At 71.2% G+C, this 24,034-nt stretch carries 25 protein-coding genes; 8 read left to right on the plus strand and 17 right to left on the minus strand.

Features of this window, described 5'->3' with window-relative positions; translation table 11 throughout:
- Positions 1–76 precede the first annotated feature (76 nt).
- The 10 genes from rplS to AB0G11_RS32525 form a co-directional block, all read right to left on the minus strand.
- The gene (gene rplS, locus AB0G11_RS32480) at positions 77–439 is read right to left on the minus strand and encodes a 50S ribosomal protein L19 (protein WP_219511985.1); all 363 of its coding nucleotides are present in this window, start codon (positions 437–439) and stop codon (positions 77–79) included.
- A 138-nt stretch (positions 440–577) separates the two neighbouring features.
- Complete coding sequence (trmD, locus tag AB0G11_RS32485) at positions 578–1,360, minus strand: tRNA (guanosine(37)-N1)-methyltransferase TrmD (RefSeq protein ID WP_219511995.1); 783 nt, start codon at positions 1,358–1,360, stop codon at positions 578–580.
- Positions 1,357–1,860: a ribosome maturation factor RimM gene (rimM, locus tag AB0G11_RS32490; RefSeq protein ID WP_357590456.1), complete on the minus strand. Its 504-nt coding sequence runs from the start codon at positions 1,858–1,860 to the stop codon at positions 1,357–1,359. Before rimM ends, trmD begins: the two co-directional genes overlap by 4 nt.
- 70 nt (positions 1,861–1,930) lie before the next feature.
- Complete coding sequence (locus AB0G11_RS32495) at positions 1,931–2,176, minus strand: RNA-binding protein (RefSeq protein ID WP_043634919.1); 246 nt, start codon at positions 2,174–2,176, stop codon at positions 1,931–1,933.
- Position 2,177: 1 nt separating this feature from the next.
- Positions 2,178–2,618, minus strand: a complete 441-nt coding sequence (rpsP, locus tag AB0G11_RS32500) for a 30S ribosomal protein S16 (protein ID WP_219512013.1) — start codon at positions 2,616–2,618, stop codon at positions 2,178–2,180.
- Positions 2,619–2,814: 196 nt separating this feature from the next.
- A complete protein-coding gene (ffh, locus tag AB0G11_RS32505) occupies positions 2,815–4,362 on the minus strand; it encodes a signal recognition particle protein (RefSeq protein ID WP_219512020.1) in 1,548 nt (515 codons plus the stop codon).
- Between the two features lie 56 nt (positions 4,363–4,418).
- Entirely contained in the window at positions 4,419–5,006 is a 588-nt protein-coding gene (locus AB0G11_RS32510) for an ATP/GTP-binding protein (RefSeq protein ID WP_357590458.1), read from the minus strand.
- Positions 4,987–5,295: a DUF742 domain-containing protein gene (locus AB0G11_RS32515; protein ID WP_231618833.1), complete on the minus strand. Its 309-nt coding sequence runs from the start codon at positions 5,293–5,295 to the stop codon at positions 4,987–4,989. The genes AB0G11_RS32510 and AB0G11_RS32515 overlap by 20 nt, the downstream gene beginning before the upstream one ends.
- A 98-nt stretch (positions 5,296–5,393) precedes the next feature.
- Positions 5,394–5,816 carry a roadblock/LC7 domain-containing protein gene (locus AB0G11_RS32520; protein WP_219512032.1) on the minus strand — a complete coding sequence of 141 codons (423 nt, stop codon included), beginning with the start codon at positions 5,814–5,816 and terminating at the stop codon, positions 5,394–5,396.
- Complete coding sequence (locus AB0G11_RS32525; protein WP_357590460.1) at positions 5,813–8,656, minus strand: nitrate- and nitrite sensing domain-containing protein; 2,844 nt, start codon at positions 8,654–8,656, stop codon at positions 5,813–5,815. Before AB0G11_RS32525 ends, AB0G11_RS32520 begins: the two co-directional genes overlap by 4 nt.
- Before the next feature lie 429 nt (positions 8,657–9,085).
- On the opposite strand from AB0G11_RS32525, the gene AB0G11_RS32530 reads away from it, so the two are divergent.
- The 8 genes from AB0G11_RS32530 to AB0G11_RS32565 all read left to right on the plus strand — a co-directional run bounded on the left by AB0G11_RS32530 (position 9,086) and on the right by AB0G11_RS32565 (position 16,497).
- Positions 9,086–10,075 carry an ABC transporter substrate-binding protein gene (locus AB0G11_RS32530; RefSeq protein ID WP_219512049.1) on the plus strand — a complete coding sequence of 330 codons (990 nt, stop codon included), beginning with the start codon at positions 9,086–9,088 and terminating at the stop codon, positions 10,073–10,075.
- Positions 10,072–10,848 carry an ABC transporter permease gene (locus AB0G11_RS32535; protein WP_219512059.1) on the plus strand — a complete coding sequence of 259 codons (777 nt, stop codon included), beginning with the start codon at positions 10,072–10,074 and terminating at the stop codon, positions 10,846–10,848. The genes AB0G11_RS32530 and AB0G11_RS32535 overlap by 4 nt, the downstream gene beginning before the upstream one ends.
- Positions 10,812–11,624, plus strand: coding sequence for an ABC transporter permease (locus AB0G11_RS32540; RefSeq protein ID WP_308126088.1), 813 nt, complete (start codon positions 10,812–10,814; stop codon positions 11,622–11,624). Before AB0G11_RS32535 ends, AB0G11_RS32540 begins: the two co-directional genes overlap by 37 nt.
- A gap of 93 nt (positions 11,625–11,717) precedes the next feature.
- Positions 11,718–12,653 (plus strand): methyltransferase, encoded by a 936-nt coding sequence (locus tag AB0G11_RS32545; protein WP_357590462.1) that lies wholly within the window; start codon positions 11,718–11,720, stop codon positions 12,651–12,653.
- Between the two features lie 55 nt (positions 12,654–12,708).
- Positions 12,709–13,950: a flavin-dependent oxidoreductase gene (locus tag AB0G11_RS32550; protein WP_357590464.1), complete on the plus strand. Its 1,242-nt coding sequence runs from the start codon at positions 12,709–12,711 to the stop codon at positions 13,948–13,950.
- A 23-nt stretch (positions 13,951–13,973) separates the two neighbouring features.
- On the plus strand, positions 13,974–14,945 hold the full coding sequence (locus AB0G11_RS32555; protein ID WP_357590466.1) for an ABC transporter substrate-binding protein: 972 nt from the start codon (positions 13,974–13,976) through the stop codon (positions 14,943–14,945).
- Positions 14,942–15,724, plus strand: a complete 783-nt coding sequence (locus tag AB0G11_RS32560) for an ABC transporter permease (RefSeq protein ID WP_357590468.1) — start codon at positions 14,942–14,944, stop codon at positions 15,722–15,724. Before AB0G11_RS32555 ends, AB0G11_RS32560 begins: the two co-directional genes overlap by 4 nt.
- Entirely contained in the window at positions 15,721–16,497 is a 777-nt protein-coding gene (locus AB0G11_RS32565) for an ABC transporter permease (RefSeq protein ID WP_357590470.1), read from the plus strand. Before AB0G11_RS32560 ends, AB0G11_RS32565 begins: the two co-directional genes overlap by 4 nt.
- Positions 16,498–16,501: 4 nt before the next feature.
- On the opposite strand, the gene AB0G11_RS32570 is transcribed toward AB0G11_RS32565, so the two are convergent.
- From AB0G11_RS32570 to AB0G11_RS32600, 7 genes are all read right to left on the minus strand, one after another.
- On the minus strand, positions 16,502–17,500 hold the full coding sequence (locus AB0G11_RS32570; RefSeq protein WP_219512108.1) for a nitrilase-related carbon-nitrogen hydrolase: 999 nt from the start codon (positions 17,498–17,500) through the stop codon (positions 16,502–16,504).
- Positions 17,497–17,940 carry a DUF3598 family protein gene (locus tag AB0G11_RS32575; protein WP_219512109.1) on the minus strand — a complete coding sequence of 148 codons (444 nt, stop codon included), beginning with the start codon at positions 17,938–17,940 and terminating at the stop codon, positions 17,497–17,499. Before AB0G11_RS32575 ends, AB0G11_RS32570 begins: the two co-directional genes overlap by 4 nt.
- 3 nt (positions 17,941–17,943) lie before the next feature.
- Entirely contained in the window at positions 17,944–19,320 is a 1,377-nt protein-coding gene (locus tag AB0G11_RS32580; protein WP_357590472.1) for an aldehyde dehydrogenase family protein, read from the minus strand.
- Between the two features lie 101 nt (positions 19,321–19,421).
- A complete protein-coding gene (locus AB0G11_RS32585) occupies positions 19,422–19,982 on the minus strand; it encodes an ATP/GTP-binding protein (RefSeq protein WP_219512166.1) in 561 nt (186 codons plus the stop codon).
- A 13-nt stretch (positions 19,983–19,995) separates the two neighbouring features.
- Positions 19,996–20,343 (minus strand): DUF742 domain-containing protein, encoded by a 348-nt coding sequence (locus AB0G11_RS32590; protein ID WP_049565051.1) that lies wholly within the window; start codon positions 20,341–20,343, stop codon positions 19,996–19,998.
- Positions 20,344–20,401: 58 nt separating this feature from the next.
- Positions 20,402–20,824, minus strand: coding sequence for a roadblock/LC7 domain-containing protein (locus tag AB0G11_RS32595; protein ID WP_219512126.1), 423 nt, complete (start codon positions 20,822–20,824; stop codon positions 20,402–20,404).
- Positions 20,821–23,640, minus strand: coding sequence for a nitrate- and nitrite sensing domain-containing protein (locus AB0G11_RS32600; protein ID WP_357590474.1), 2,820 nt, complete (start codon positions 23,638–23,640; stop codon positions 20,821–20,823). Before AB0G11_RS32600 ends, AB0G11_RS32595 begins: the two co-directional genes overlap by 4 nt.
- Positions 23,641–24,034: the final 394 nt, after the last annotated feature.

Genomic DNA, 24,034 nt, shown 5'->3' on the forward strand with positions numbered 1-24,034 from the left:
CGCTCCACATAAAGGAAAGGGCCCCGCAAAACCGAATGGCCCGCACCTCGGTGCGGGCCATTCGGGGAAAGCATGCTTACTTCGCGGGCGTGCTCTCACGCTTCTCGCGGATGCGGGCGGCCTTGCCGCGCAGGTCGCGCATGTAGTAGAGCTTGGCACGGCGGACGTCGCCACGGGTCACGAGGACGATCTTCTCGATGACCGGGCTGTGCACCGGGAAGGTGCGCTCGACGCCGACGCTGTAGCTCACCTTGCGGACGGTGAAGGTCTCGCGGGCGCCGCTGCCCTGACGGCGCAGCACGAACCCCTTGAAGACCTGGACGCGGGAGCGGTTGCCTTCGACGACTCGGACGTGAACCTCGAGCGTGTCACCGGGACGGAAGTCCGGCACGTCGCTGCGCAGGGTCGCCTTCTCGAGCTCCTGGATCTTCGTGTGCATGAGAGCTGTTCCTCAAGTCTCGCGAGCACGCGGAGGTCCACCCGGCCTGGGCTCGTGGCGGACACGCTTGCTGATCTGGTGGACCCGGGAACGCTTTCCCGGGCATGGCTGACCAACCACCTGACGATTGGCAACGCTTCAGTGTGCCACATCTTCCGGCGGGAGGCGAAACGACAGCTCGTCGAGCAGCCGCCGGTCGTGCTTGTCGAGCGTCGCGGGGTCGATCGCCGCCGCCAGCTCGGGCCGGTTGGCGACGGTGCGGCGCAGCGCCTCGTCACGGCGCCAGCGGGCGACCTTGCCGTGGTGGCCGGACAGCAGCACGGCGGGCACCTCGTGCCCGCGCCACACCGGCGGCTTGGTGTAGACGGGGCCTTCGAGCAGGTTGCGCATCGCGCCGGGCGCGAAGGAGTCGTCGACGGCCGAGTGGGCGTTGCCGAGCACGCCGGGCAGCAGCCGGCCGATGGCCTCCACCATCACCAGCACCGCCACCTCGCCGCCGGCGAGCACGTAGTCGCCGATGCTGACCTCGTCGACGCGCAGCCGCGTGCCGTACTCGGCCATGACGCGCGAGTCGATGCCCTCGTAGCGGCCGCAGGCGAACAGCAGCCACGGCTCGGCGGCCAGCTCCTGGGCGAGCTCCTGGGTGAAGGGGCGGCCGCTCGGCGTCGGCACGATCATGCGCGGGGCTCCGTCGCCGATGACGTCGTCGAGCGCCTCGCCCCAGACCTCCGGCTTCATCACCATGCCGGGACCGCCCCCGTACGGGGTGTCGTCGACGGTCTTGTGCACGTCGTGCGCCCAGTCGCGGAGCTGGTGGGTGCGCACGTCGAGGATGCCGCGCTCGCGCGCCTTGCCGATGAGGGAGACGTCGAGCGGCGCGAAGTACTCGGGGAAGATCGAGATGATGTCGAGCCGGGTCACAGCAGGCCCTCCGGCGGGTCAACGACCAGCCTGCCGCCCTCCGGGTCCACCTCCGGCACCAGGGCCTTGACGAACGGGATGAGCGCGTCGTCACCGCCGCCCGCGCGCTTAACGACGAGCAGGTCCTGGCCGTGGTGGAGCACGTCGGTGACCTCGCCGACGGGCTCGCCGCCGGTGGTGACGACCGCGAGGCCGATGAGCTGGTGGTCGTGGAACTCGTCGGGGTCGCCGGTCGGCGCCACGTCGGCGGAGTCGATGACCAGCATGGTGCCGCGCAGCTCCTCGGCCGCGTCACGGCCCGCGACGCCGGCGAAGGCGACCAGGAGCATGCCCTTGTGCCAGCGGCGGCTCTCGACGACGAGCGGCCCCCGGCCCGGCGGGTCGGTGGCGATCGACGTGCCGGCGGCGAAGCGCACCTCGGGATCGTCGGTGCGCACCTCGACGGTCACCTCGCCGCGTACGCCGTGCGGGCGGCCTATCCGGCCGACGACCAGCTGCACCTGTACCTCTTTCCAACGCGGAGCGCCCCCATCGGCGGCAACCGATGAGGGCGCGGGGAATTTCCTGACGCTAACGGACTGCTTCGTGCAGGTCGAGCAGATCGACCCGGACGTACTTCCCGTCGGCCAGGGCGTTCACGACGGTGCGCAGCGCCTTGGCGGTGCGCCCACCGCGTCCGATGACCTTGCCCAGGTCCTCGGGGTGCACCCGGACCTCCAGGACGCGCCCGCTGCGGATGCGGCGTGCGCGGACCCGGACATCGTCGGGATGTTCGACGATGCCCTTGACGAGGTGCTCGAGGGCCTCCTCGAGCACCTCAGGCCTCCGCCTCGGCCGGGGTCTCGGCAGGGGCCTCGGCCTCGTCCTTCTTCTTGGCCTTCTTCGGCGTGGTGGCGGCCGTGCCGGTGTCGCCACCGGACAGCGCCTCCTTGGCCGCGGCCTCGTAGATGGCCTGACGGTCGGGCGCGGGCTCGGCGACCTTCATCGGCGCCGGCGCGGGCTCGCCCTTGTACTTCTGCCAGTCACCGGTGAGCTTGAGCAGCTTGAGCACCGGCTCGGTCGGCTGCGCGCCGACTCCCAGCCAGTAAGCGGCGCGCTCGGCGTTGACCTCGATGCGCGAAGGGTTCTCCTTCGGGTGGTACAGGCCGATCTCCTCGATCGCCCGGCCGTCACGCTTGGTGCGGCTGTCGGCGACGACGATACGGTATTGAGCGTTGCGGATCATGCCGAGCCGCTTGAGCTTGATCTTGACTGCCACGGGTGTGGTCTCTCCTGCATTAGAGCGCGGGTGAGCGGCTCCTCATCGAGTGGGGCACGATGCGAATCCGACTCCAGGGACAAACGCGGCCGGCGGGAGGTGAGAGGGCACCCGCCTGGTCACGGTGTTCCAACATGCCATTGTGCCAGACGCGCGCCACTGCCCCGCACTCCGCACCGGCGTCGCGCGGCAAAAATTACTTCTGGCCCGGCAGCCTGAGCTTGGACGGGTCGAAGCCCGGCGGCAGCTCCATGCCCGGAGGCAGCTTGCCGCCGAGGTTGCCCAGCACGCCGCCCGGCTTGGGCTCGTCGGCGGGCGCCTCCTGGGCCTGCTTGCCGAGGGCCGCCTTGCGCGGGTCACCGCTCACGCGGCGCCCCTTCTTGCCCTTCTTCTGAGCCTTCTGTGCCTTGCCCCGGCCGCCCGGCATGCCGGGGATGCCCATGCCGCCCGCCATGCGCTTCATCATCTTCTGGGCCTCGAAGAAGCGGGTGACGAGGTTGCTGACGGCGCTGACGGTCACGCCAGAGCCGGCGGCGATGCGGGCGCGGCGGGAGCCGTTGATGATCTTCGGGTCCTGCCGCTCGCCGGGCGTCATCGAGCGGATGATGGCGGCGATGCGGTCGAGGTCACGGTCGTCGATGGCGTTGAGCTGGTCCCGCATCTGCCCCATGCCGGGCATCATGCCGAGCAGGTTCTTGATCGGGCCCATCTTCTGGACCATCATCATCTGCTCGAGGAAGTCGTCGAGCGTGAAGTTCTCGCCCGAGGTGAGCTTGCCCGCCATCTTGGCGGCCTGCTCCTCGTCGAACGTCTTCTGCGCCTGCTCGATCAGGGTGAGGATGTCACCCATGTCGAGGATGCGGGAGGCCATCCGGTCGGGGTGGAAGGCGTCGAAGTCTTCCAGCTTCTCGCCGGTGGAGGCGAACATGATCGGCCGGCCGGTGATGTGCCTGACCGACAGGGCCGCGCCGCCTCGGGCGTCGCCGTCGAGCTTGGTCAGCACGACGCCGTCGAAGCCGACGCCCTCCATGAACGCCTGGGCCGTGGTGACGGCGTCCTGGCCGATCATGGCGTCGACGACGAACAGGACCTCGTCGGGCCGCACCGCGTCGCGGATGTCGGCGGCCTGCTTCATCATCTCCTGGTCGATGCCCAGGCGGCCGGCGGTGTCGATGATGACGATGTCGTGCTGCTGGCGCCGGGCCTCGTCGATCGACTGGCGGGCCACGGCGATCGGGTCGCCGACGCCGTTGCCGGGCTCGGGGGCGTAGACGGCGACCTGGGCGCGCTCGCCCATGACCTGGAGCTGCCCGACGGCGTTGGGCCGCTGGAGGTCGGCGGCGACGAGCAGCGGCACGTGGCCCTGCTCGCGCAGCCAGCGGGCCAGCTTGCCGGCCAGCGTGGTCTTGCCGGCGCCCTGGAGGCCGGCGAGCATGATGACCGTCGGCGGCGTCTTGGCGTAGCGGAGCCTGCGGGTCTCGCCGCCGAGGATCTCGATCAGCTCGTCATTGACGATCTTGACGACCTGCTGCGCCGGGTTGAGCGCCTGGGAGACCTCTGCGCCGCGGGCGCGCTCCTTCACCTGGGCGACGAACGCCTTGACCACCGGCAGCGCGACATCGGCCTCGAGCAGCGCGATGCGGATCTCGCGGGTGGTGGCGTCGATGTCCGCGTCGGACAGTCGCCCCTTGGATCGGAGGGAGGAGAAGACCGATGTCAGCCGGTCGGATAGCGTCTCGAACACGTGGTTGGCCAGTCCTCGAAAGCGAATGTGGGTCTGGTCTCAGCCTATCCGCTTCGCTAGCCGTTCCAGCCTGGCACGGCCATCCGGACCGAGAGCGCGTGCTCGACCAGGTTGATGAGCGTGCTCTTGACCGAGTCCTTGGACCGGGCGTCGAGCCGCACCAGCGGGATGTGCGGGGCCAGCGTGAGCGCGTCACGCACCTCCGCGTCGGTGTGCGGGTACTGCCCCTCCCAGCCGTTGATCCCGACCACGAACGGGAGCTGGGCCTCCTCGAAGTAGTCGATCGCGGGGAAGCTGTCGGCCAGCCGCCGCGTGTCGACCAGCACGACGGCCCCGATGGCGCCCCGTACGAGGTCGTCCCACATGAACCAGAACCGGTGCTGCCCGGGCGTGCCGAACACGTACAGGATCAGGTCGCGGTCGAGCGAGACGCGGCCGAAGTCGAGCGCGACGGTGGTGGTCGACTTGAGCGGGGTCATGCCGAGGTCGTCGATGCCGGCCGAGGCGTCGGTCATCACGGCCTCGGTCGTGAGCGGCATGATCTCCGACACGGCCCCCACGAACGTCGTCTTGCCCACCCCGAATCCCCCGGCCACGACGATCTTCGTCGAGGTTAGGCCGGGGCTAGAGCCTGCGAAGTCCACTGAGCACCCTTTCAAGCAGGTTGACATCCGGCCTTCCGGCCTCCAGCTGCGGCTGGTGGACGCGGACCAGGCCTTCGGCGGCCATGTCGGCGATCAGCACCCGGACCACGCCCAGCGGCATCCGCAGCAGCGCCGAGACCTCGGCCACCGAGCGCACCTGCCTGCAGAGCTGGCTGATCGCCTGGTACTCCGGCGTGATGTGGGAGAACTCCCGGTGCTCGGCCGTGGCCGACGACACCAGCGCCTCCATCGCCAGTTTCAGCTTGGGCGCGGTGCGCCCGCCGGTCACCGCGTAGGGACGGACCGGCGACGCGGGGTCGGAGGCCGGCTGCGGGGGCGGCTGAGGGTCCCAGCCGCCGGTGTTCCATCTCGGGTCCGTCACCTACATCACCTGGTCTGGCTGGCGCGCAGCTCCGCGCGCACCGCCGGGGTAAGCACCTGTCCGGCGCGATCCACCATCAATGTCATCTGGTACGCCACCAGTCCCATGTCGCAGTCGGGGGCCGCGAGCACGGCCAGGCAGGAGCCGTCGCTGATCGCCATGATCAACATCAGCCCCCGCTGCATCTCCACGATGGTCTGATTGACCGCACCGCCTTCGAACACCCGGGCGGCGCCCTGTGTCAGGCTCACCAGGCCGGAAGCGATGGCGGCGAGCTGGTCGGCCCGGTCCGCCGGGAACCCCGACGACGCGGCCAGCGGCAGCCCGTCGGACGACACCACCACCGCATGCGCGACGCCGGGGACGGTGCTCACGAAGTCGGTGATCAGCCAGTCGACGCCGCGCGCCGAATGACTCAGGTCGTTCACGCGCCCTCCTCCCTGTTGTCGTCTTTCCTCGGGTCAGAGGAGAATGCCCTGCCCCCGCTGATGTCGTCGCGTGCCGCCCGGAAGCCCTGCTGGAAGCTGGACAGGCGGCTGCGTACCCGGTCGGGCGAGACCGTGGGCATCGGGACGACGCCCTTCGGGGCCGATGCCGTGTCGGCCGAGCCCGGCACCAGGTTGGCCTTGGGCACCCGCTTGGGCAGCCCGGAGGCGGTCGCCCCGTCGCGCACCGGCTCGGCGGCGGCCTGGGCGGCGCTCCACCCGGCGTCGGCCGTGGACGAGCCCCAGTTGGCGCTGCCGCTGCCGCCCTGCTCGAACCAGGCCGACTCCACCGAGGCGAAGATCGGCAGGAACTCGTCGCCGGCGGAGGGGGCGTTGCCGCCCACCACGGGCATGGGCCCGGTGGCGGCGGACTCGGTCTCCGGGAAGTCGTAGCGGTTGCGCTTCTGCGCGCCGGTGTCGGGCCAGTCGTCGAACTCGCGCGGGACCGGCTGCTCGGTGGGCCGCTTGGGCAGCGGCTCGCCTTCGCCGGCCCAGCCGCCGGGGACGCGGGAGGGGATCCACACGTCGGCGGTGTCGTAGCCGCCGCTGGTGCTGCGCGGGTCGGAGGGCCAGCCGTCGGCCTGGGAGGGCCACTGCGGCGCGGACGGCCAGGACCCGGTGGGGTCGGCGCCCGGGTACGAGGGGTGGGCGGGGCTCATCTGGAACGAGCCGCCCTGCCACGGGGGCGCCGCGGCCGCCGCCGGCTGGGCGGGGGTGAAGGCGTCCATGCGGCCGCCGCGGTCGGCGACCGGGGCGGGCGCCACCGGGGCGGCGCCCGCGGCGGCCGGGGTGTCGAAGGCGGGCGTCTGGGCGCCGAGCAGCGACTCGGGCACCAGGACCATGGCGGTGAGCCCGCCGCCGCCCTGGGGCCTGAGCTGGACGCGGATGCCGTGCCGGTGGGCCAGCCTGGCGACCACGAACAGGCCCATGCGCCGCGAGACGGACACGTCGACGGTGGGCGCGTCGGTCAGGCGGTCGTTGGCCTGGGCCAGCTCCTCCTGGGTCATGCCGATGCCGGAGTCGGTGATGGACAGCATGACGCCGCCGCCGTCGATGCGGCTGCCGGAGACGGTCACGCGGGTCTCGCGCGGGGAGAACGACAGGGCGTTCTCGACCAGCTCGGCGATGAGGTGGATGACGTCGTTGACGGCCTGACCGGCGACGGAGACGCCGTCGGGGACCTGGAGGAGCACGCGCTCGTAGTTCTCGACCTCCGACAGCGAGGCGCGGGCGACGTCGACGAGCTTGACCGGCTGGCTCCACCGGCGCGGCGGGTCCTGGCCGGCCAGCACCAGCAGGTTCTCGCTGTTGCGGCGCATGCGGGTGGCCAGGTGGTCCAGCTTGAACAGGTTGCCCAGCCGCTGCTCGTCCTGCTCGCCCTGCTCCAGCCCGTCGATCAGGGTGATCTGCCGCTCCACCAGCGTCTGCGAACGCCGTGAAAGGTTCACGAACATCGCGTTGACGTTGGAGCGCAGGCGGGACTCCTCGGCCGCCAGGCGGACCGCTTCGCGGTGCACCTCGTCGAAGGCGCGGGCGACTTCACCGATCTCGTCCTTGGAGGCGATGTCGATGGGCGGCACGTGCAGTTGCTCGGGCTGGACCTCGTTCTCGCGGAGCTGGCGGACGAGCTCGGGCAGCGTGTTGCCGGCGACCTTGAGCGCGTCGCCGCGCAGGCGGCGCAGCGGGCGCACGAGCGAGCGGGCCATCACGGCGGTGACGGCGAGGACCAGCAGCAGCAGCGCGACGACGACGCCGATGCTGATCGCGGCGGCCTGCCGGTCGGCGCTCTGGAGGTCGGCGCTTCGGGTGGCGATCTGCTGCGACAGCGACTTCTGCACCACGTGCAGCTTGTCGACGGTCTCGCTGATGGCGTCGAACCAGAGCCTGACGTCGTTCCTGGAGGTGGTGTCGAGCCGCTGGAGCGGCACGCCGCCGTTGTGCAGGAAGACGGCTCTGGCCACGTAGAACTCGGCGCGGCCGATCTCCTGGCTGGTGACGGTGTTGTCGTAGAACTGGCGCTGGGCGGCGGTGGCGACGGCGCGGAACGAGGTCCGCTCGCTCTCGCGGCGGGCGCGGGCGTCCAGGAACGCGTTGAAGCCGGGCTCGCTGAACTCGCCGCGGATCAGCGCGATGGACAGCAGGGCGCGCTGCTTGGAGGCCTCCTCCTGGACGCGGGCGACGGCGCGCATGGCCGAGCTCGTCGCGGTGAGCTGCTCGTCGGTCGAGCCCTGCGCCACCTCGTCGTAGAGCTGCAGCAGCTCGGCGATGGTCTCGGAGTACTTCTCCATTGTCGGCAGCGGCGGCAGCTGGGTCTTGGTGACCGTCTCGCGCATCGAGGGGATCTGGTCCAGCCGGACGCGGATGTTGGCCAGGCGCCTGCGGCCCAGGTCGGACAGCGACGCCTCGGCCGAGGTGGCGGCCTCCTCGGTCCGCTTGACGCTGACGTTCACGATCTCGTACTGCGAGGTGAGCGCCTGGAGGTCGGCCTGCCGCTTGTTCTGGGCGACGAAGCGGGTGGCGAGGTCGCGTTCGAGGGCCAGCTCGCGGGAGAGCTCGCCCACCTGCGCCACCAGCGCGCTCGTCTCGCCGATGCGCTGGTACTCCTGGGCGCTGCTGAACGAGGTCGTGATGCGCAGCGCGCCCAGGATGACGCCGACGATGGTCGGGATGGCGATGAGGGCGATGAGGCGGGTGCGTACACGCCAGTTGCGCAGCGCGAAAGCGCTGCCCGGTTTGGGCGCCTCCGGCACCGGCGCCCGAGCCGGCGCGGGCTCTTGCGGCATGTCTGGAGCCCTACGACGACCGGCTTCGGTCGTTGTTGTCCTCACTGTGGAGCCTCTCGCCATGGCCTGCTGGGGGATGAGCGGCTTTGTCACGCCGACGGAGTGATCGCAGGCAAGTTCGGGCCCAATTTGAGCACAAACCTCATAGTTCAGCCAACGTCTCACAAGTATTAGACCGTTCCAAGCCCGCCTTGGTGCACGTCGCGAGGTTTCATACACGGAGCGCGACCGCCGCCAATCCGGACATATACCCCGTAAGACCCAATAGGGCAGGTTCTAGCGGCATAACGCGATAATTACACCTCAAAGCAGAAAAATTAACATATACGCGGCATAGTGCTTCAGCTATGATCCCCTGCTCCGGTACGCTCACGCCCGGCAACCGATTGCCAGTCTCTAAAAGCTTCCCCCCTGGTAGGAGACCTTCCCATGACACGCACTTTGCGCGGTCGCGCGGTCGTCGTCGGCGCCGCGCTCGCGCTCACCCTCGCCGGCTGCGGTGCCGGCGAGGAGGCCGGCACGACGTCCGCGAACGGCTCAGGGCTCGAGAAGACGACCATCAAGGTCGGGGTGCTCCCCATCCCCGACCCCGTTTCCGTCTATATCGCCAACGCGAAGGGCTTCTTCAAGGCGGAAGGCCTCACCGTGGAGCCGGTCATCATCACCGGTGGCGCGGCGGCCATCCCGAAAATCAAGAGCCGCGAGCTCGACATCTCGCAGACCAACTACGTCTCGACGTTCGCCGCCGTGGCACAGGGCGAGAAGATCAAGCTCGTTGCCGACATGTATCAGGCAGGTCCGAACACCTTCAACATCATGGTGCCCAAGGATTCTCCCATCAAGACGGTGGCTGAACTCAAGGGCAAGACCATCCTGGTCAACAACCTGAACAACGTCGCCCAGCTCGCGGTCGAGACTCAGCTGAAGGTCGCGGGGCTAACTAAAGACGACGTCAAATTCGCCGAGAAGCCGTTCCCCGAAATGGGCAACGCGGTCAACAGCGGCCAGGCGGACGCGGCCTGGATCACCGAGCCGTTCATCACCGCCAACCAGAGCCAGTTCGGCTTCACCAAGCTCGCCGACACGATGACCGGCCAGACCGAGAACCTGCCCATCGCGGGCTGGATGGCCACCGACGAGTGGGTGCAGAAGTACCCGAAGACGCTGGCCGCGTTCCAGCGGGCCATCTCCAAGGCGCAGGAGCTCGCCTCCAGCGACCGCAAGGAGATCGAGAAGATGATCCCGACCTACACGAAGATCGACGCCAAGACCGCGTCGGTCATCACCCTGGGCACCTTCCCGAGTGAGCTGAACCGCGACCGCCTGCAGAAGGTCGCCGACCTCATGGCCGAGTACAAGTACCTGAGCAGCCCCATCGACGTCTCCTCGGTCATCGTCCCGGCGCCGACGAGCGGATGACCAGAGCGCGCCTGACCCGCGGCGTCATCGGCGCCGCGGGCTTCCTTGTGGCCGGCGAGCTGTTCATCCGCTTCGTCATGAGCGAGGATCTGCTGTTCCCGCCGCCGTCCGTCATCTTCCTGGAGGCCGCGCGGCTCCCCGCCGACCCGGACTTCCTGGCCGGGAGCCTGACGACGATCGGCAACTGGGGGCTCGGCCTGCTGATCGCCGTGGCCGTGGCCGTCCCCCTGGGCGTGCTGCTCGGCGCGGTGCCGCCGGTGGAGCAGGCGGTGCGGCCCCTGGTGGAGTTCCTGCGTCCCATCCCGTCCGTCGCGATCATCCCGCTCGCGATCCTGCTGATCCCGTCGGACCAGTGGATGAAGGTCTCGGTCATCGTGTTCGCGTCGTTGTGGCCGATCCTGATCAACACGCTGTACGGCATGCACGACGTCGATCCGCTGGCCAAGGACTCGCTGCGGACCTTCGGATTCGGGGAGCTGGCCGTGCTGAGGCGGGTGAGCCTGCCGAACGCCGCGCCGTTCGTCGCGACGGGCGTGCGGATCGCCGCCGGCATCGCGCTGGTGCTGGCGGTGAGCGCCGAGCTGGTCGCCGGCGGCTCCGACGGGCTGGGCGTGTACGTGGTGATGGCCGGCAGCGCCAACCGGATGGACCTCATCATGGCGGCGACCGTGTGGGCGGGCGTCTTCGGCGTGCTGGCGAACCTCGCACTGCTGGCCGGGGAGCGCCGCCTGTTCCGGTGGCACGCGCTGCGGACGGGGGCGGCACGCTCGTGAAGACGCTCAACAAGCTGTGGTTCGTCCCGGTGGTCCTCGTCGTGTGGGAGCTCGTCACGCGCGCCGCCGGCGACCTCGACTTCCCCCCGCCGACGACGATCGTCGCGCGCATGTACGAGCTGTGGTTCTCGGGCCCGGCCTCCCGGCTGTTCCTGACCGACGACGCGATGGACAACGTGCTGCCCAGCCTCGGGCGCATGTTCAGCGGGTGGATCCTCGCCTCGCTGATCGGCGTGGTGCTGGGCGTGCTGCTCGGCCGTTCCCGGGTGGCCACCGACTACGTCGACGCGCTGATCGAGTTCGGCCGCGCCATCCCGCCGCCGCTGCTGCTGCCGCTGTTCGTGGTCCTGCTGCAGGGCCTGCTGGCGACGCAGCTCGCGGTGATCGTGTTCGGCGTGATCTGGCCGGTGCTGCTCAACACGATCGACGGGGCCCGGGCCATCGACCGGACCTACACCGAGACCGCGACCGTGTTCGGCCTGTCCAGGGCCGAGCGCCTGCGCGTGGTCGTCATCCCGGCGGCCTCCCCGAAGATCTTCGCCGGACTGCGGATGAGCCTGTCGCTCGCGCTGATCCTCATGGTGATCTCGGAGCTGTTCGGCGGCACCGACGGCATCGGCTACCAGCTCCTGTACGCGCAGCGCACCTTCGACGCGCCCGGCGTCTGGGCGGCCATCGCGCTGCTCGGCGTGCTCGGGTACGCCGTCAACGGGCTGTTCGTGCTGGCGGAGCGCCGCGTGCTGGTGTGGCACCGGCAGGCCAACCGCACGGTTTGACCTCTCATCTCTACGGAAGGGCACATGTCCCCATCTGAAGACCTCCTCTGGGGGGCCGTATCCGACATTTCGCGATTCGCGGCTCTGCTGACCATGGCGGAGCTGGGCCTGGCCGACCACCTGGCGGACGGGCCGCTCGACACCGGCGAGCTGGCCCGGCGCAGCGGGGCGCACCCGCCCGCGCTCCGCCGGGTGCTGCGCGAGCTGGCCGGCATGGACGTGGTCAGGCCGCACGGGGACGACGGCTACGACCTGACCGCCCGGGGCACCGCGCTGCGCTCCGACGTGCCCGGCTCGATCCGCAGCTCGATCCGCATGCTGGGCGAGGAGAGCTTCTGGTACGCCATGGGCAACCTGCCGTCCACCGTGCGCGAGGGCAGCTCGGCGTTCGCCAGGCGCTACGGCCACCTGTACGACCACCTGGCGGTGCAGCCGGAGGCCAGCCGCCTGTTCGACGAGTACATGACCACCCGGGCCATCACGTTCACCGACGGCCTGCTCAAGCGCTACGACTTCGCCGGCGCCGCCTCCATGGTGGACGTCGCCGGCGGCCGGGGGCACATCCTGGCCACGGTGCTGCACGCCAACCCCGGCATGCGCGGCATCCTGTTCGACCTCGACCACGTGACCGGCAGCGCCCGCGAGGCGCTGGCGGCCGAGGGCCTGGCCGACCGGACCGAGGTCGTGGCGGGCAGCTTCTTCGACGGGGTCCCGGCCGGCGCCGACGTCTACCTGCTGTCCAGCGTCCTGCACAACTGGGACGACGAGGACGCGGTGCGGATCCTGCGCAACGTCCGCGCCGCGATGGGCCCCGGCGGCCGGGTGCTGGTGCTGGAGGTGGTGCTGCCGGACGAGCCGGCTCCGCACCTGGGCAACGACCTCGACATGCGCATGCTGGCCATCTTCGACGGCGGCACCGAGCGCAGCGCCGCGCAGTACGCCACACTTCTCGATGAGGCCGGTCTCCGGCTGACGGAGGTCATCGAGCTGGGCGCGGCGGCGAGCCTCATCGAGGCCGTTCCCAAGTGATCGCCCGGGGAGCGTCCGGTGCGGCGCTCCCCGCCTCATGACAGGGGGACATCCGATGCGGGTGTTGATCGTCGGCGGGGGGATCGGCGGCCTGACGGCCGCGCTCAGCCTGCACGCTGCGGGGATCGGCTGCGTCGTCGTCGAGGGCGCCGCCCGGATGCTGCCGCTCGGCGTGGGCATCAACCTGCAGCCGCACGCCGTACGCGAGCTCACCGAGCTGGGCCTGGCCGCCGAGCTGGCCGCGACCGGCGTCGAGACCACGTACATGACCTTCACCGACCGGTTCGGCGGCGAGATCCTGGCGCTGCCGCGCGGCCGGCTGGCGGGCTACCGCTGGCCGCAGTACTCCATCCACCGGGGTGAGCTGCAGATGCTCCTGCTCGCCGCGGTGCGCGAGCGGGTCGGGCCGGTACGGCTGGGCGTCCGGTTCGAGGAGTTCGAGCAGGATGCCGCGGGGGTCACGGTCACGCTGCGCGACACCGCGTCGGGCGAGGTGCTGCGCGAGCGGGCGGACGTGCTGGTCGGCGCCGACGGCGTGCTGTCGGCGGTGCGCGCCCAGCTCCACCCGTCGGGCGACCCGCTGCGCTGGAACGGGATCCGCATGTGGCGCGGCGTGGCCGACGCCGACCGAGTCCTCGACGGCTCGACCGTGCTGGTCTCCGGCACCAACGCGGCGGGCAAGTTCGTCTCGTACCACATCTCCCCCGCCCATCCGCGCCGGGTCAACTGGGTCGCCGAGGTCAAGGTGGCCGAGCCGGGCGTGACGGGCGCGGCCGACTGGTCGCGGCCGGGGCGGCTGGAGGACGTGGCACCGCACTACGCCGGGTGGGCGTACCGGCACTTCGACATCCCGTCGTTCATCGCCTCCTCCGCGCGCATCCTCGAATACCCGATGGTGGACCGCGATCCGCTGCCGTTCTGGGGGACGGGCCGGGTGACGCTGCTCGGCGACGCCGCGCACCCGATGTACCCGGTCGGCTCCAACGGCGGGTCGCAGGCGGTGCTGGACGCCCGGGTGCTGGCCCGCCGCCTGGCGACCACGGCCGACCCGGCCGAGGCGCTGGCCGGTTACGAGGCCGAACGCCGGCCGGTCACCTCCGAGCTGGTCCTGGGCCACCGCTCGCTGCCGGCCGACGAGATGGTCCTGCTGGTGGAGCGACGGGCTCCCGGCGGCTTCGCCGACATCCGGGACGTCCTGGCCGAGGACGAGCTGGCGGCCCTGGCGGACGCCCAGCACGCGATCACCGATTCCGATGTGCGCGCGCTCAACGAGCGACCCTCGTGGAGCGTGCGCTGAACCTGCGTTCAGTAAGGAGTGACATGCGGTTGGCACGCACGTGCGCCCTCGGGCTCGCGCTGGTCCTCGGCGTCGCGGCCTGTGGCGACGACGGCCCGGCCCCCGCCACCGGCGGCTCCGGGCTGGAGAAGACCCAGCTCACCGTGGGCATCGTCCCGGTGCCGTCGTCGGCGCCGCTGTTCATCGCGGAGAAGCGGGGCTTCTTCAAGGAGGAGGGCCTGACGGTCAAGACCGAGGTGATCCAGGCGCCGCAGGCCGTCATGCCGAAGATTTTGAACGGCAGCATGGATGCCTTCCTGACGAGCTACGTGTCGCTGCTGGCGATCAACGACTCGGGGGCGGCCAAGCTGAAGCTGCTCCAGCACAGCCAGGAGGCGGCGCCCGGGGTGGCGGGCGTGGTGGTGCCCAAGGGCTCGCCGATCAAGACGGCGGCCGACCTCAAGGGCAGGACGGTGGCGGTCAACGTGCTGAAGGCGCTCGGCCAGACGCTCACGAACGCGCACGTGCAGGAGGCCGGGCTGAAGCCGGAGGACGTCAAGTTCGTCGCGGTGCCGTTCGCCGACCAGCTCAACGCGCTGTCGGGCGGCCAGGTGGACGCGGCCTGGCTGGTGGAGCCGTTCCTGACGGCGGCCAAGACGAAGATGGGCGCGACCGAGGTGATCGACACCACCGACGGCGTGACCGCGGGCATCCCGATCGACGGCTGGGGCGTGTCGGAGGCGTGGCTGGCGCGGAACCCGAAGACCGCCGCCGCCTTCCACCGGGCGCTGGCCAAGGCGCAGAAGATCGCGAGCGAGGACCGCGCCGCCATCAACGAGGTCATCCCGACCTACACGCAGATCGACGCGCAGGCGGCGGCCGCGATGAAGCTCGGCGTGTTCTCGATGGAGGTCGACAAGGCGAGCCTGCAGAAGCTGGCCGACCTGCTGGCCGGCTACGGCTACCTCAAGACCAAGCCGGACGTGACGCAGCAGATCGCCGCCGTCGGCGGATGACCGGAGCGCGCATAAGGCGGGGGGTCCTGGGCACCGCCGGTGTCCTGGGCTTCCTCGCCCTGCTTGAGGCAGCGGGCCGCATCGGCCTGATCGACCGCGACGCGCTGCCGTACGTCTCCGTGGTGCTGGTGACGGCGGTGGAGCTGGCCGCGGACGGCGAGTTCCTGCGGCACGTGCTGATCACGCTGTCGGCGTGCGCGGCCGGGCTGCTGATCGCGGTGGCGGTGGCGGTGCCGGCGGGGCTGCTGCTGGGCACGGTGCCGGTGGTGGAGCGCTCGGCGCGCCCGCTGGTGGAGTTCCTGCGGCCGATCCCGTCGGTGTCGCTGATCCCGCTGGCGATGTTCCTGTTCCCCGACAGCGGCGACGCCAAGACATCGCTGATCGTCTACACGTGCGCGTGGCCGCTGCTCGTCAACACGCTGTACGGCCTGGCGGACGTGGACCCGCTGGGCAAGGACACGCTGCGGGCCTTCGGGTTCGGGCCGGTGGCGGTGGCGGTGCGGGTGTCGCTGCCGAGCGCGGCGCCGTTCATCGCGACGGGGGTGCGCATCGCGGTGGGGGTGACGCTGATCGTGGCGGTGAGCGTGGAGCTGATCGCGGGCGGCGACGGCGGCATCGGCGCCTACCTGGTGCAGGCGGGCAGCGCCGCCCGCACCGACCGGGTGCTGGCGGCGACGGTGTGGGCGGGCGTGCTCGGCCTGGCCGCCAACCTGCTGTTCACGGCCGGGGAGCGGCGGCTGTTCCGCTGGCACCACGCCAGGACGGGAGAGACGTCATGATCGCCCGGCTGGGCTGGTACTGGATGCTGCCGGTGGCGGCGCTGACCTGGGAGATCGCCGCCCGCGCGGCGCAGGCCGTCTACTTCCCGCCGCCGAGCGTGATCGTGCCCCGGCTGCGGGAGCTGTGGTTCTCCGGACCGGCCGGGCGGCTGTTCCTGACGGACGAGGCGGTGGCCGACCTGCTGCCGAGCCTCGCGCGGCTGTTCGGCGGGTGGGCGCTGGCGGCGCTCGCGGGCGTCGTGCTCGGCGTCGCGCTGGGCCGCTCGCGCACGCTGTCGGCGCTGGTGGAGCCGCTGCTGCACTTCGGCCGCTCGGTGCCGCCGTCGGCGCTGCTCCCGGTGTTCCTGCTGCTGTTCGAGATCGGCACGCCGATGCAGGTGGCCTCGATCGTGTACGGCGTGGTGTGGCCGGTGCTGATCAACTCGATGGACGGCAGCCGGTACGTGGACCGCCAGTACGTCGAGACCGGCCTGGTGTTCAGGATGGGCGCGGGCGCCCGGCTGCTGCGGATCATCCTGCCCGCCGCCGCGCCGAAGATCTTCGCCGGGCTGCGGCTCAGCGTGTCCCTGGCGCTGATCATGATGGTGATCTCGGAGCTGTACGGCAGCACCGAGGGCATCGGCCACCGCCTGCTGGAGGCGCAGAGCCAGTTCGACATCCCCGCGATGTGGGCCGGGATCGTGCTGCTCGGCCTGCTGGGCGTGCTGCTGAACGCGGGGTTCCTGGCCGTCGAGCGGCTGGTGCTGCGCTGGCACCACGGCGCCCGCGCCTGAGCGGTCAGCCGTACAGCCGCTCGATCACCTCGCGCTGGCGGGCGGCGAACCAGGCGCGGTCCGGGGCGCCGGTCAGCGCCCCGGGCCGCTCGACGTCGTGGCGGCCGTACTCCTCGGCCCACAGCCGCGACTTGACCCGGCTGGGCAGGTTGCCCATGCCGGGCCTGCGGCGCAGCCGGCGCAGCGCGGCCAGGTCCAGCTCGGCGGCGGCGACCAGCGACTCCCCCGCCCCGGCCCTGGCCAGCACCCGGCCCTCCGGGTCGACGATCTCCGAGCCGCCGTTGGTCGAGTCGCCGGGGATGGCGATCCCGCTCAGGCCGCCGCTGTTGGCGCAGACCACGTAGGCCAGGTTCTCCACGGCGCGGGCGCGGCGGGCGATCGCCTTGGGGGTGAGCTCCGGTGACGACGCCTCGGAGGTCGGGTTGCAGATGATCTCCGCGCCGCGCAGCGCCAGCGAGCGGGCCAGCTCGGGGTAGAGGATCTCCTCGGAGGCGACCACCGCGAGCACGCCGATCTCCGTCTCGGCGACCGGCAGCACCCCGTCGATCCCGTACACCTCCAGGTAGCGCTCCCAGACGTCGTACGGGCTCGGGGTGAACATCGAGTGCAGCCGCCGATAGCGCAGCACCGGCTCGCCCTCGGGGGAGAAGATCACCGACGCCTGGAAGTACAGCTCGGGGAAGTGCTCGTCGCTCTCGTAGGCGTTGACGCAGAGGAACACGCCGTGCCGCCGGGCGACGCCGGCCAGCGCCGCGTACTCGGGGCCGCCGGGGGCGAGCGCCGCCTTGTCCCGCCACTCGCCGAGGCTCTCCCGCAGCGGGAAGCCGGTCAGCGCGTATTCGGGCAGCACCACCAGCCGCAGGTCCGGCCCGATCCACGCCTTGGACGCGCCGACCTGCCGGTCGATCCGGGTGACGGCCGCGCCGATCGCGGCGCGCGGGTCGGCCGCGTCGTTGACCGCCCGCGTCTCCAGCTGGAGCGCCAGCGCGCGCAGCGCCGTCATCCGACCCTGCGCTCGTTGATCAGCGTGCGCCGGACGACCTCGCCGCCCTTGATCCACTGCCAGACGCGGCTGCGGGTGTCGCCGTCGTCGCTGAGCACGATCAGCTCGAACAGCCTCAGGTCCTCCCCCTCGGCCTTGAACTGCCACGACAGGTAGATGCTGCTCCCGTCGAGCTCCCAGAACTCGCCCTTGAGCCGGTCGGTGTCGAAGCCGCACCGGCCGCCGCCCAGGTAGGTCCCGGGGAACTCGTGCACCTCGGCGCGCCCGTCGTCCCAGGTGTAGCGGTTGGTCTGGTGGTAGACGGCGTCGTCCACGATGGCGCAGGTGAGCTGGGCGCGGTGCCGGTCGACGACCGTGCCGTCGGCGTCGACGTGCACGTACGTGCCGTCCCACTCGCCCTCGTGCCGCGCCAGCAGCGGCATCTCGGCGCGCAGTCCCATCTCTCACTCCTCGCTCGGGTGCCACCAGGGGTCGGCGGCGTGGGATCGGTTGACCAGGAAGGCCCTGCGGCGCAGGAAGCGGCCGATGGAGGCGGCGCCCATGCGTGAGCCGCCGAGGCCGGAGAGGCGGAAGGAGTGCTTCTCGCCCTCGTGCACGAGCGCGGTCAGAGCGGCGCCGTTGACGCTGATCGCGCCCGCCCTGATCCGGGCGGCGACGGCCAGCGCGCGCTCCTCCGAGCCGGCGAAGACGGCCGCCGACAGGCCGTAGACCGAGTCGTTGGCCAGCGCCACCGCGTGGTCGGCGTCGTCGGCCGCCATGACGGGCAGCACCGGCCCGAACGTCTCCTCGGTCATGACGAGCATCGAGTGGTCGACGCGCGACAGCACGGCGGGCCGGAACCAGTGGCCGCCGCCGTGGCGCTCGGCCGTGCCGCCGGTGTGCACGACGGCGCCCTTGGCCACCGCGTCGGCCAGATGGGCGGCGATCACGTCCTCCCGGCCGGGCCCGATGATCGGCCCGATCGGCCCGCCCTCGCAGGTCAGCCCCACCTTGGCGGCCTTGCCGGCCAGCAGGTCCAGGAACTCGTCGTGCACCGGCCGCTCGACGTAGACGCGCTCGATCGACTGGCAGGACTGCCCGGCGTTGGCCGTGCCGCCCCACAGCACGGCCGAGGCCGCCCGGTCCAGGTCGGCGCCGGCCAGCACGATCGCCGGGTCCTTGCCGCCCAGTTCCAGGAAGGCGGGCACGAACGCGCGGGCGGCGGCCTCGGCCACCAGCCGCCCGGTCGGCACGCTGCCGGTGAACACGACGGCGTCGGCCAGCCCGACCAGCGCGGCGCCCGTCTCGCCGTCGCCCTCGACGACGCGCAGCGGCAGCTCGTCAGGCACCAGCCGCATCAGCGGCTCGATGAAGCGCGGCGTCACCTCGCTCGGCTTGACCAGCACCGGGCACCCGGCGGCCAGCGCCGGCACCGCGTCGATGAGGCCGAGCAGCAGCGGGAAGTTCCACGGGCTGATCACCCCCACCAGGTCGTACGGGACCGCGTCGCCGCCGACGAAGACGCCGGGCAGCGAGGCGGGGAACTCGGCCGGGGGCTCCAGCAGCGCGGGCGCCGCCCGTACCCATCGGTCGACGAGACCGGCCACGATCTGCCGCTCCAGCACCGACTCGGCGACCCGCCCGGTGTCGGCCACCAGCGCCGCGAGCAGGTCGTCGTCGGCGGCGATCGCCTGCCCGAACCGGGTCAGGACGGGGCCGCGCCCGGCGGCCCGCCACGCGGGGGCGAGCGCGCGCAGCTCGGCCGCAGTGGCGGCGAGCCGGTCCGGCGGGACGGGCGCGAGCGGCCGGTCCGGCCGCCCGGTGAGCGGGTTCCTGATCACGACAGGGCCGTGCCCCGGACTGCGGCCATGCTGCGTGCTCCCTCGGACTGGAGGCGATCCGCCGCCATTGTGATCATGCCGGCGGCGGCGCGTCAACGGCTTCAGCCGCTCCAGCCCGGCACCGCGGTCCTGATGTTGAGTGCGTGCTCGACCAGGTGGATGAGCGCGCCCTTGACCGAGTCCTTGGAGCGGGCGTCCAGCCGGATCAGCGGGATGTGCGGGGCCAGCGTGAGCGCGTCGCGGACCTCGCTGTCGCTGTGCGGGTACTGCCCGTCCCAGCCGTTGACGCCGACGATGAAGGGGAGCTGGGCCTCCTCGAAGTAGTCGATGGCCGGGAAGCTGTCGGCCAGCCGCCGGGTGTCGACCAGCACGACCGCGCCGATGGCGCCGCGCACCAGGTCGTCCCACATGAACCAGAACCGGTGCTGCCCCGGCGTGCCGAACAGGTAGAGGATGAGGTCACGGTCGAGCGACACCCGGCCGAAGTCCATCGCCACGGTGGTGGTGGACTTCAGCGGCGTCATGCCGAGGTCGTCGATGCCCGCCGAGGCGTCGGTCATCACGGCCTCGGTGGTCAACGGCATGATCTCCGAAACGGCCCCCACGAACGTCGTCTTCCCCACGCCGAACCCACCGGCCACCACGATCTTCGTCGAAGTCAGACCCACGCCCGAACTAGAGCCTGCGTAGTCCACTGAGCACCCTCTCCAGCAAGTCGACATCCGGCTGACCGGCGTCCAGCGCGGGCTGGTGCACGCGCACCAGGCCCTCCGCCGCCATATCCGCGATCAGCACGCGAACCACTCCCAGCGGGATCCGCAGCAGGGCGGAGACCTCGGCCACCGAGCGCACCTGCCGGCAGAGCTGGGAGATCGCCTGGTATTCCGGCGTGATGTGCGAGAACTCCCGGTGCTCGGCCGTCGCCGACGACACCAGCGCCTCCATCGCCAGCTTGACCCGGGGGGCCGTGCGGCCCCCCGTCACCGCGTACGGCCGCACCGGCGAGGCCGGGTCGGCCTGCAGCCGCGGCTGGGACTCCGGCTCCCAGCCGCCGCTGTTCCATCGTGGATCCGTCACCACATCACCTGGTCTGGGACGCGCGCAGCTCCGCGCGCACCGCCGGCGTGAGCACCTGTCCGGCGCGCTCGACCATCAACGTCATCTGGTACGCCACCAGTCCCATGTCGCAGTCGGGAGCGGCCAGCACGGCCAGGCAGGAGCCGTCCGAGATGGACATGATCAGCATGAGCCCGCGCTGCATCTCCACGATCGTCTGGTTGACCGCGCCGCCCTCGAACACCCGCGCCGCCCCCGCGGTGAGCGACACGAGCCCGGAGGCGATCGCGGCGAGCTGGTCGGCCCGGTCCGCCGGGAACCCCGACGAGGCCGCCAGCGGCAGCCCGTCGGACGACACCACCACCGCGTGCGCGACACCGGGGACGGTGCTCACGAAATCGGTGATCAACCAGTCCACGCCACGGGCGGCATGGCTCAGCTCGTTCATGATTCCTCCTCGCGGCCTTCCCCGCCGTCCGCGGAGCGGGGCGGCGGGCCGAATCCGGGTCCGGCGTTCGCGCGGCCGCCGTTGATGTCGTCGCGGGCGGCGCGGAAGCCCTGCTGGAAACTGGACAGCCGGGAGCGCACCCGGTCCGGCGACACGGACGGCACCGGCGAGACGCCCGACGGGGCCGTCGCGGTCTCGGCCGAGCCGGGCACCAGGTTGGCCTTCGGCACCCGTTTCGGCAGCCCGGCGGCCGTCGCGCCGTCGCGCACGGGCTCGACCACGGCCTTGGCGGCCGACCAGCCCTCGTCCGCCTTGGACGAGCTCCAGCTCGCGCTGCCGCCCCGCTCGAACCAGGCCGACTCGACCGCCGCGTAGATCGGCAGGTACTCGTCACCGGCGGAGGCGGGCTTGCCGGCCGGGCTCTCCGGCTCGGGGAGGTCGTACCTGGGCCGTTCCGGCGGCAGCGGCGGGTCGGGACGCTCGGCCTGCGTCCAGTCGCCGAGCTGCGGGCCGGGCGTCGGCCGCCGGGGCAGCGGCGGCGAGCCCGACGAGCCGTTCCAGCCCCCGGAGCTGCCGGCGCCGGGCGGGCGCGGGGGCATCCACACGTCGGCGGAGTCGAAGCCGCCGCTGTTGCCGCTGTTGCCGCGCGGGTCGGCGGGCCAGCCGCTGCCGGTGAGGCCGCGCTGCTCGGGCGGCCAGGGCGGGGCAGGCCAGCCGGGGCCCTCGGGGTTGGACGGATAGGAAGGGTAGGACGGGTGGCCGGGGCCGAGCTGGTAGGGCATGGGCGCCGGCTGCGGCCCGGTGTAGGGCTCCTCCTGCGGGCCGCTGGACGCGCCGGCCAGCGCGGGCGACTGGGCGAGCAGCGACTCGGGCACCAGCACCATCGCGGTGAGCCCGCCCGCGCCGTGCGGCCTGAGCTGGACGCGGATGCCGTGCCGGTGGGCCAGCCTGGCGACCACGAACAGGCCCATCCGCCGCGACACCGACACGTCCATGCTGGGCGCGTCGGTCAGCCGGTCGTTGGCCTGGGCCAGCTCCTCCGGCGTCATGCCGATGCCGGAGTCGGTGATGGACAGCATGACGCCGCCGCCGTCGATCCTGCTCCCGGACAGCGAGACGCGCGTCTCCCTGGGCGAGAACGACAGGGCGTTCTCCACCAGCTCGGCCAGCAGGTGGATGATGTCGTTGACGGCCTGGCCGGCGATCGAGATGCCGTCGGGGACCTGGAGCAGGACCCGCTCGTAGTTCTCGACCTCCGACAGGGAGGCGCGGGCCACGTCCACCAGCTTGACCGGCTGGCTCCACCGGCGCGGCGGGTCCTGGCCGGCCAGCACCAGCAGGTTCTCGCTGTTGCGGCGCATGCGGGTCGCCAGGTGGTCCAGCTTGAACAGGTTGCCGAGCCGCTGCTCGTCCTGCTCGCCCTGCTCCAGCCCGTCGATCAGGGTGATCTGCCGCTCCACCAGCGTCTGCGAACGCCGTGAAAGATTCACGAACATCGCGTTGACGTTCGAGCGCAGGCGGGACTCCTCCCCCGCCAGGCGGACCGCCTCGCGGTGCACCTCGTCGAACGCCCGCGCCACCTCGCCGATCTCGTCGTGCGTGGTGACGCCGATCGGCGCCACCGCCGGGACCGCGCCGTCGCCGCTCTCGCGCAGCGTCCGCACGGTCTCGGGCAGCCGCTTGCCCGCCACCTCCAGCGCCTCGCCCCGCAGCTTGCGCAGCGGCCTGATCAGCGAGCGGGCGATGAGCGAGATGATCGCGATCACCACGGCCAGCAGGATCAGGATGAGCACGCCGGAGATGAGCGCCGATCTGTTGGCCGCGTCCTCCAGCGCGCGGGCGCGCAGGATGACGGAGGCGGACATGCTCTTCTCCACGTTCCGCAACGCGTCGATCTTGCCGGTGCTCACGTCGAACCAGGTGGCCACGTCGCGGCTGCCGATGCTGAGCGGCTTGTTCTCCGCCGACTGGGCCATCGCCCGCAGCGTGAACAGGTCGGTCTGGTCGATGTCGCGGCCGACGACGGTGTTGCGGTAGAGCTCCAGCTGATCCTGCGTGGCCAGCGTGCCGAACAGGGTCACCTCGCTCTCCTCGCGCGCCTTGGCGGCGGTGAGAGAGTCGAGCTCGCCCGCGTCGAACGCCTTGTTGTCCAGGGCTCCGGCCAGGATGCCGCGCTGCTTGGACGACTGGGCCTTGGCCCGGGCGATCGCGGCCATCGCGCCGGCGCTGTGCGCGACCTGCTCGTCCACCGCCACCTGGCCGACCTGGTCGTGGAACTGCACGAGCGCGGCGATGATCTGGGTGTACTTCTCGATCATCGGCAGGGGCTGGATCTTGCCCTTGACCGCCGTCTCGCGCAGCGCGGAGATCTCCTCCAGGCGGCGCAGGACGGGCCGTACGGCGTCACCGTGCGAGTCGTTGATCGCCTGGGCGCTCCGCTTGGCCTCCCCGATGAGGTCGTCGACTCCGGCGTAGGTGCCTCTGAGCTGTGGCTCCTTGGCCGGAGGTCGCCCCTGGGCGATGTAGAGCGCGGTCTCGTCCCTCTCGGAGGCGAGGTCGTGGCTGACGGCGCCGAGGCTCTCGCTGAACTCGGCGACCTCTCTGAGTGTCTGGTAGGTGTTGGCGTCGCTGAGCGAGGTGACCACGTTCAGGCCACCCAGCGCGACCGCCACCGCCGTCGGGACCACGATCAGCGCGACGAGGCGTGATCGGACATGCCAGTTGCCCAGGCCGAATCTGGCCGGCCGGGGCACCTTGCGCTTCTGATGGCCGTGCGGCTCGTGGTCAACGGAAGCACCAGCGCTCTGCGTACTCACTGCTTTCGCAACCTCTCGCCCCTGAGGGGGATCTCGATGACCGTGGGGGGCACTATGTGAAATCGAGATGAGGGCCTTTTGAGCATACGGCGACTACCACCACCAAACACTATGAATTCAGCATTGACTCATTCATTGGGTATTTGTCCCAACAAAAGATCGCTCGCCATCGCCACAGACAGCCCCGCCTGCCGCCCCTCCCTTCACTCACGGCACGGCTCTCACGAACCACACCAAATCAGGCAAAAGCACCTAGACTGGAAATTCATGGGGTCATTGACCACGATATAGCGCCAAACTGACCTTGCAACCACAGATGTTATTTTTGCGATGATGACGCCCCATGTGGTGCTACCGTCAGTGCTTGTTGTGCGTACGGCACACGTCCCGTGAG

This window comes from Nonomuraea sp. NPDC023979 (assembly GCF_040639085.1).
Taxonomy (GTDB): Bacteria; Actinomycetota; Actinomycetes; order Streptosporangiales; family Streptosporangiaceae; genus Nonomuraea; species Nonomuraea ceibae.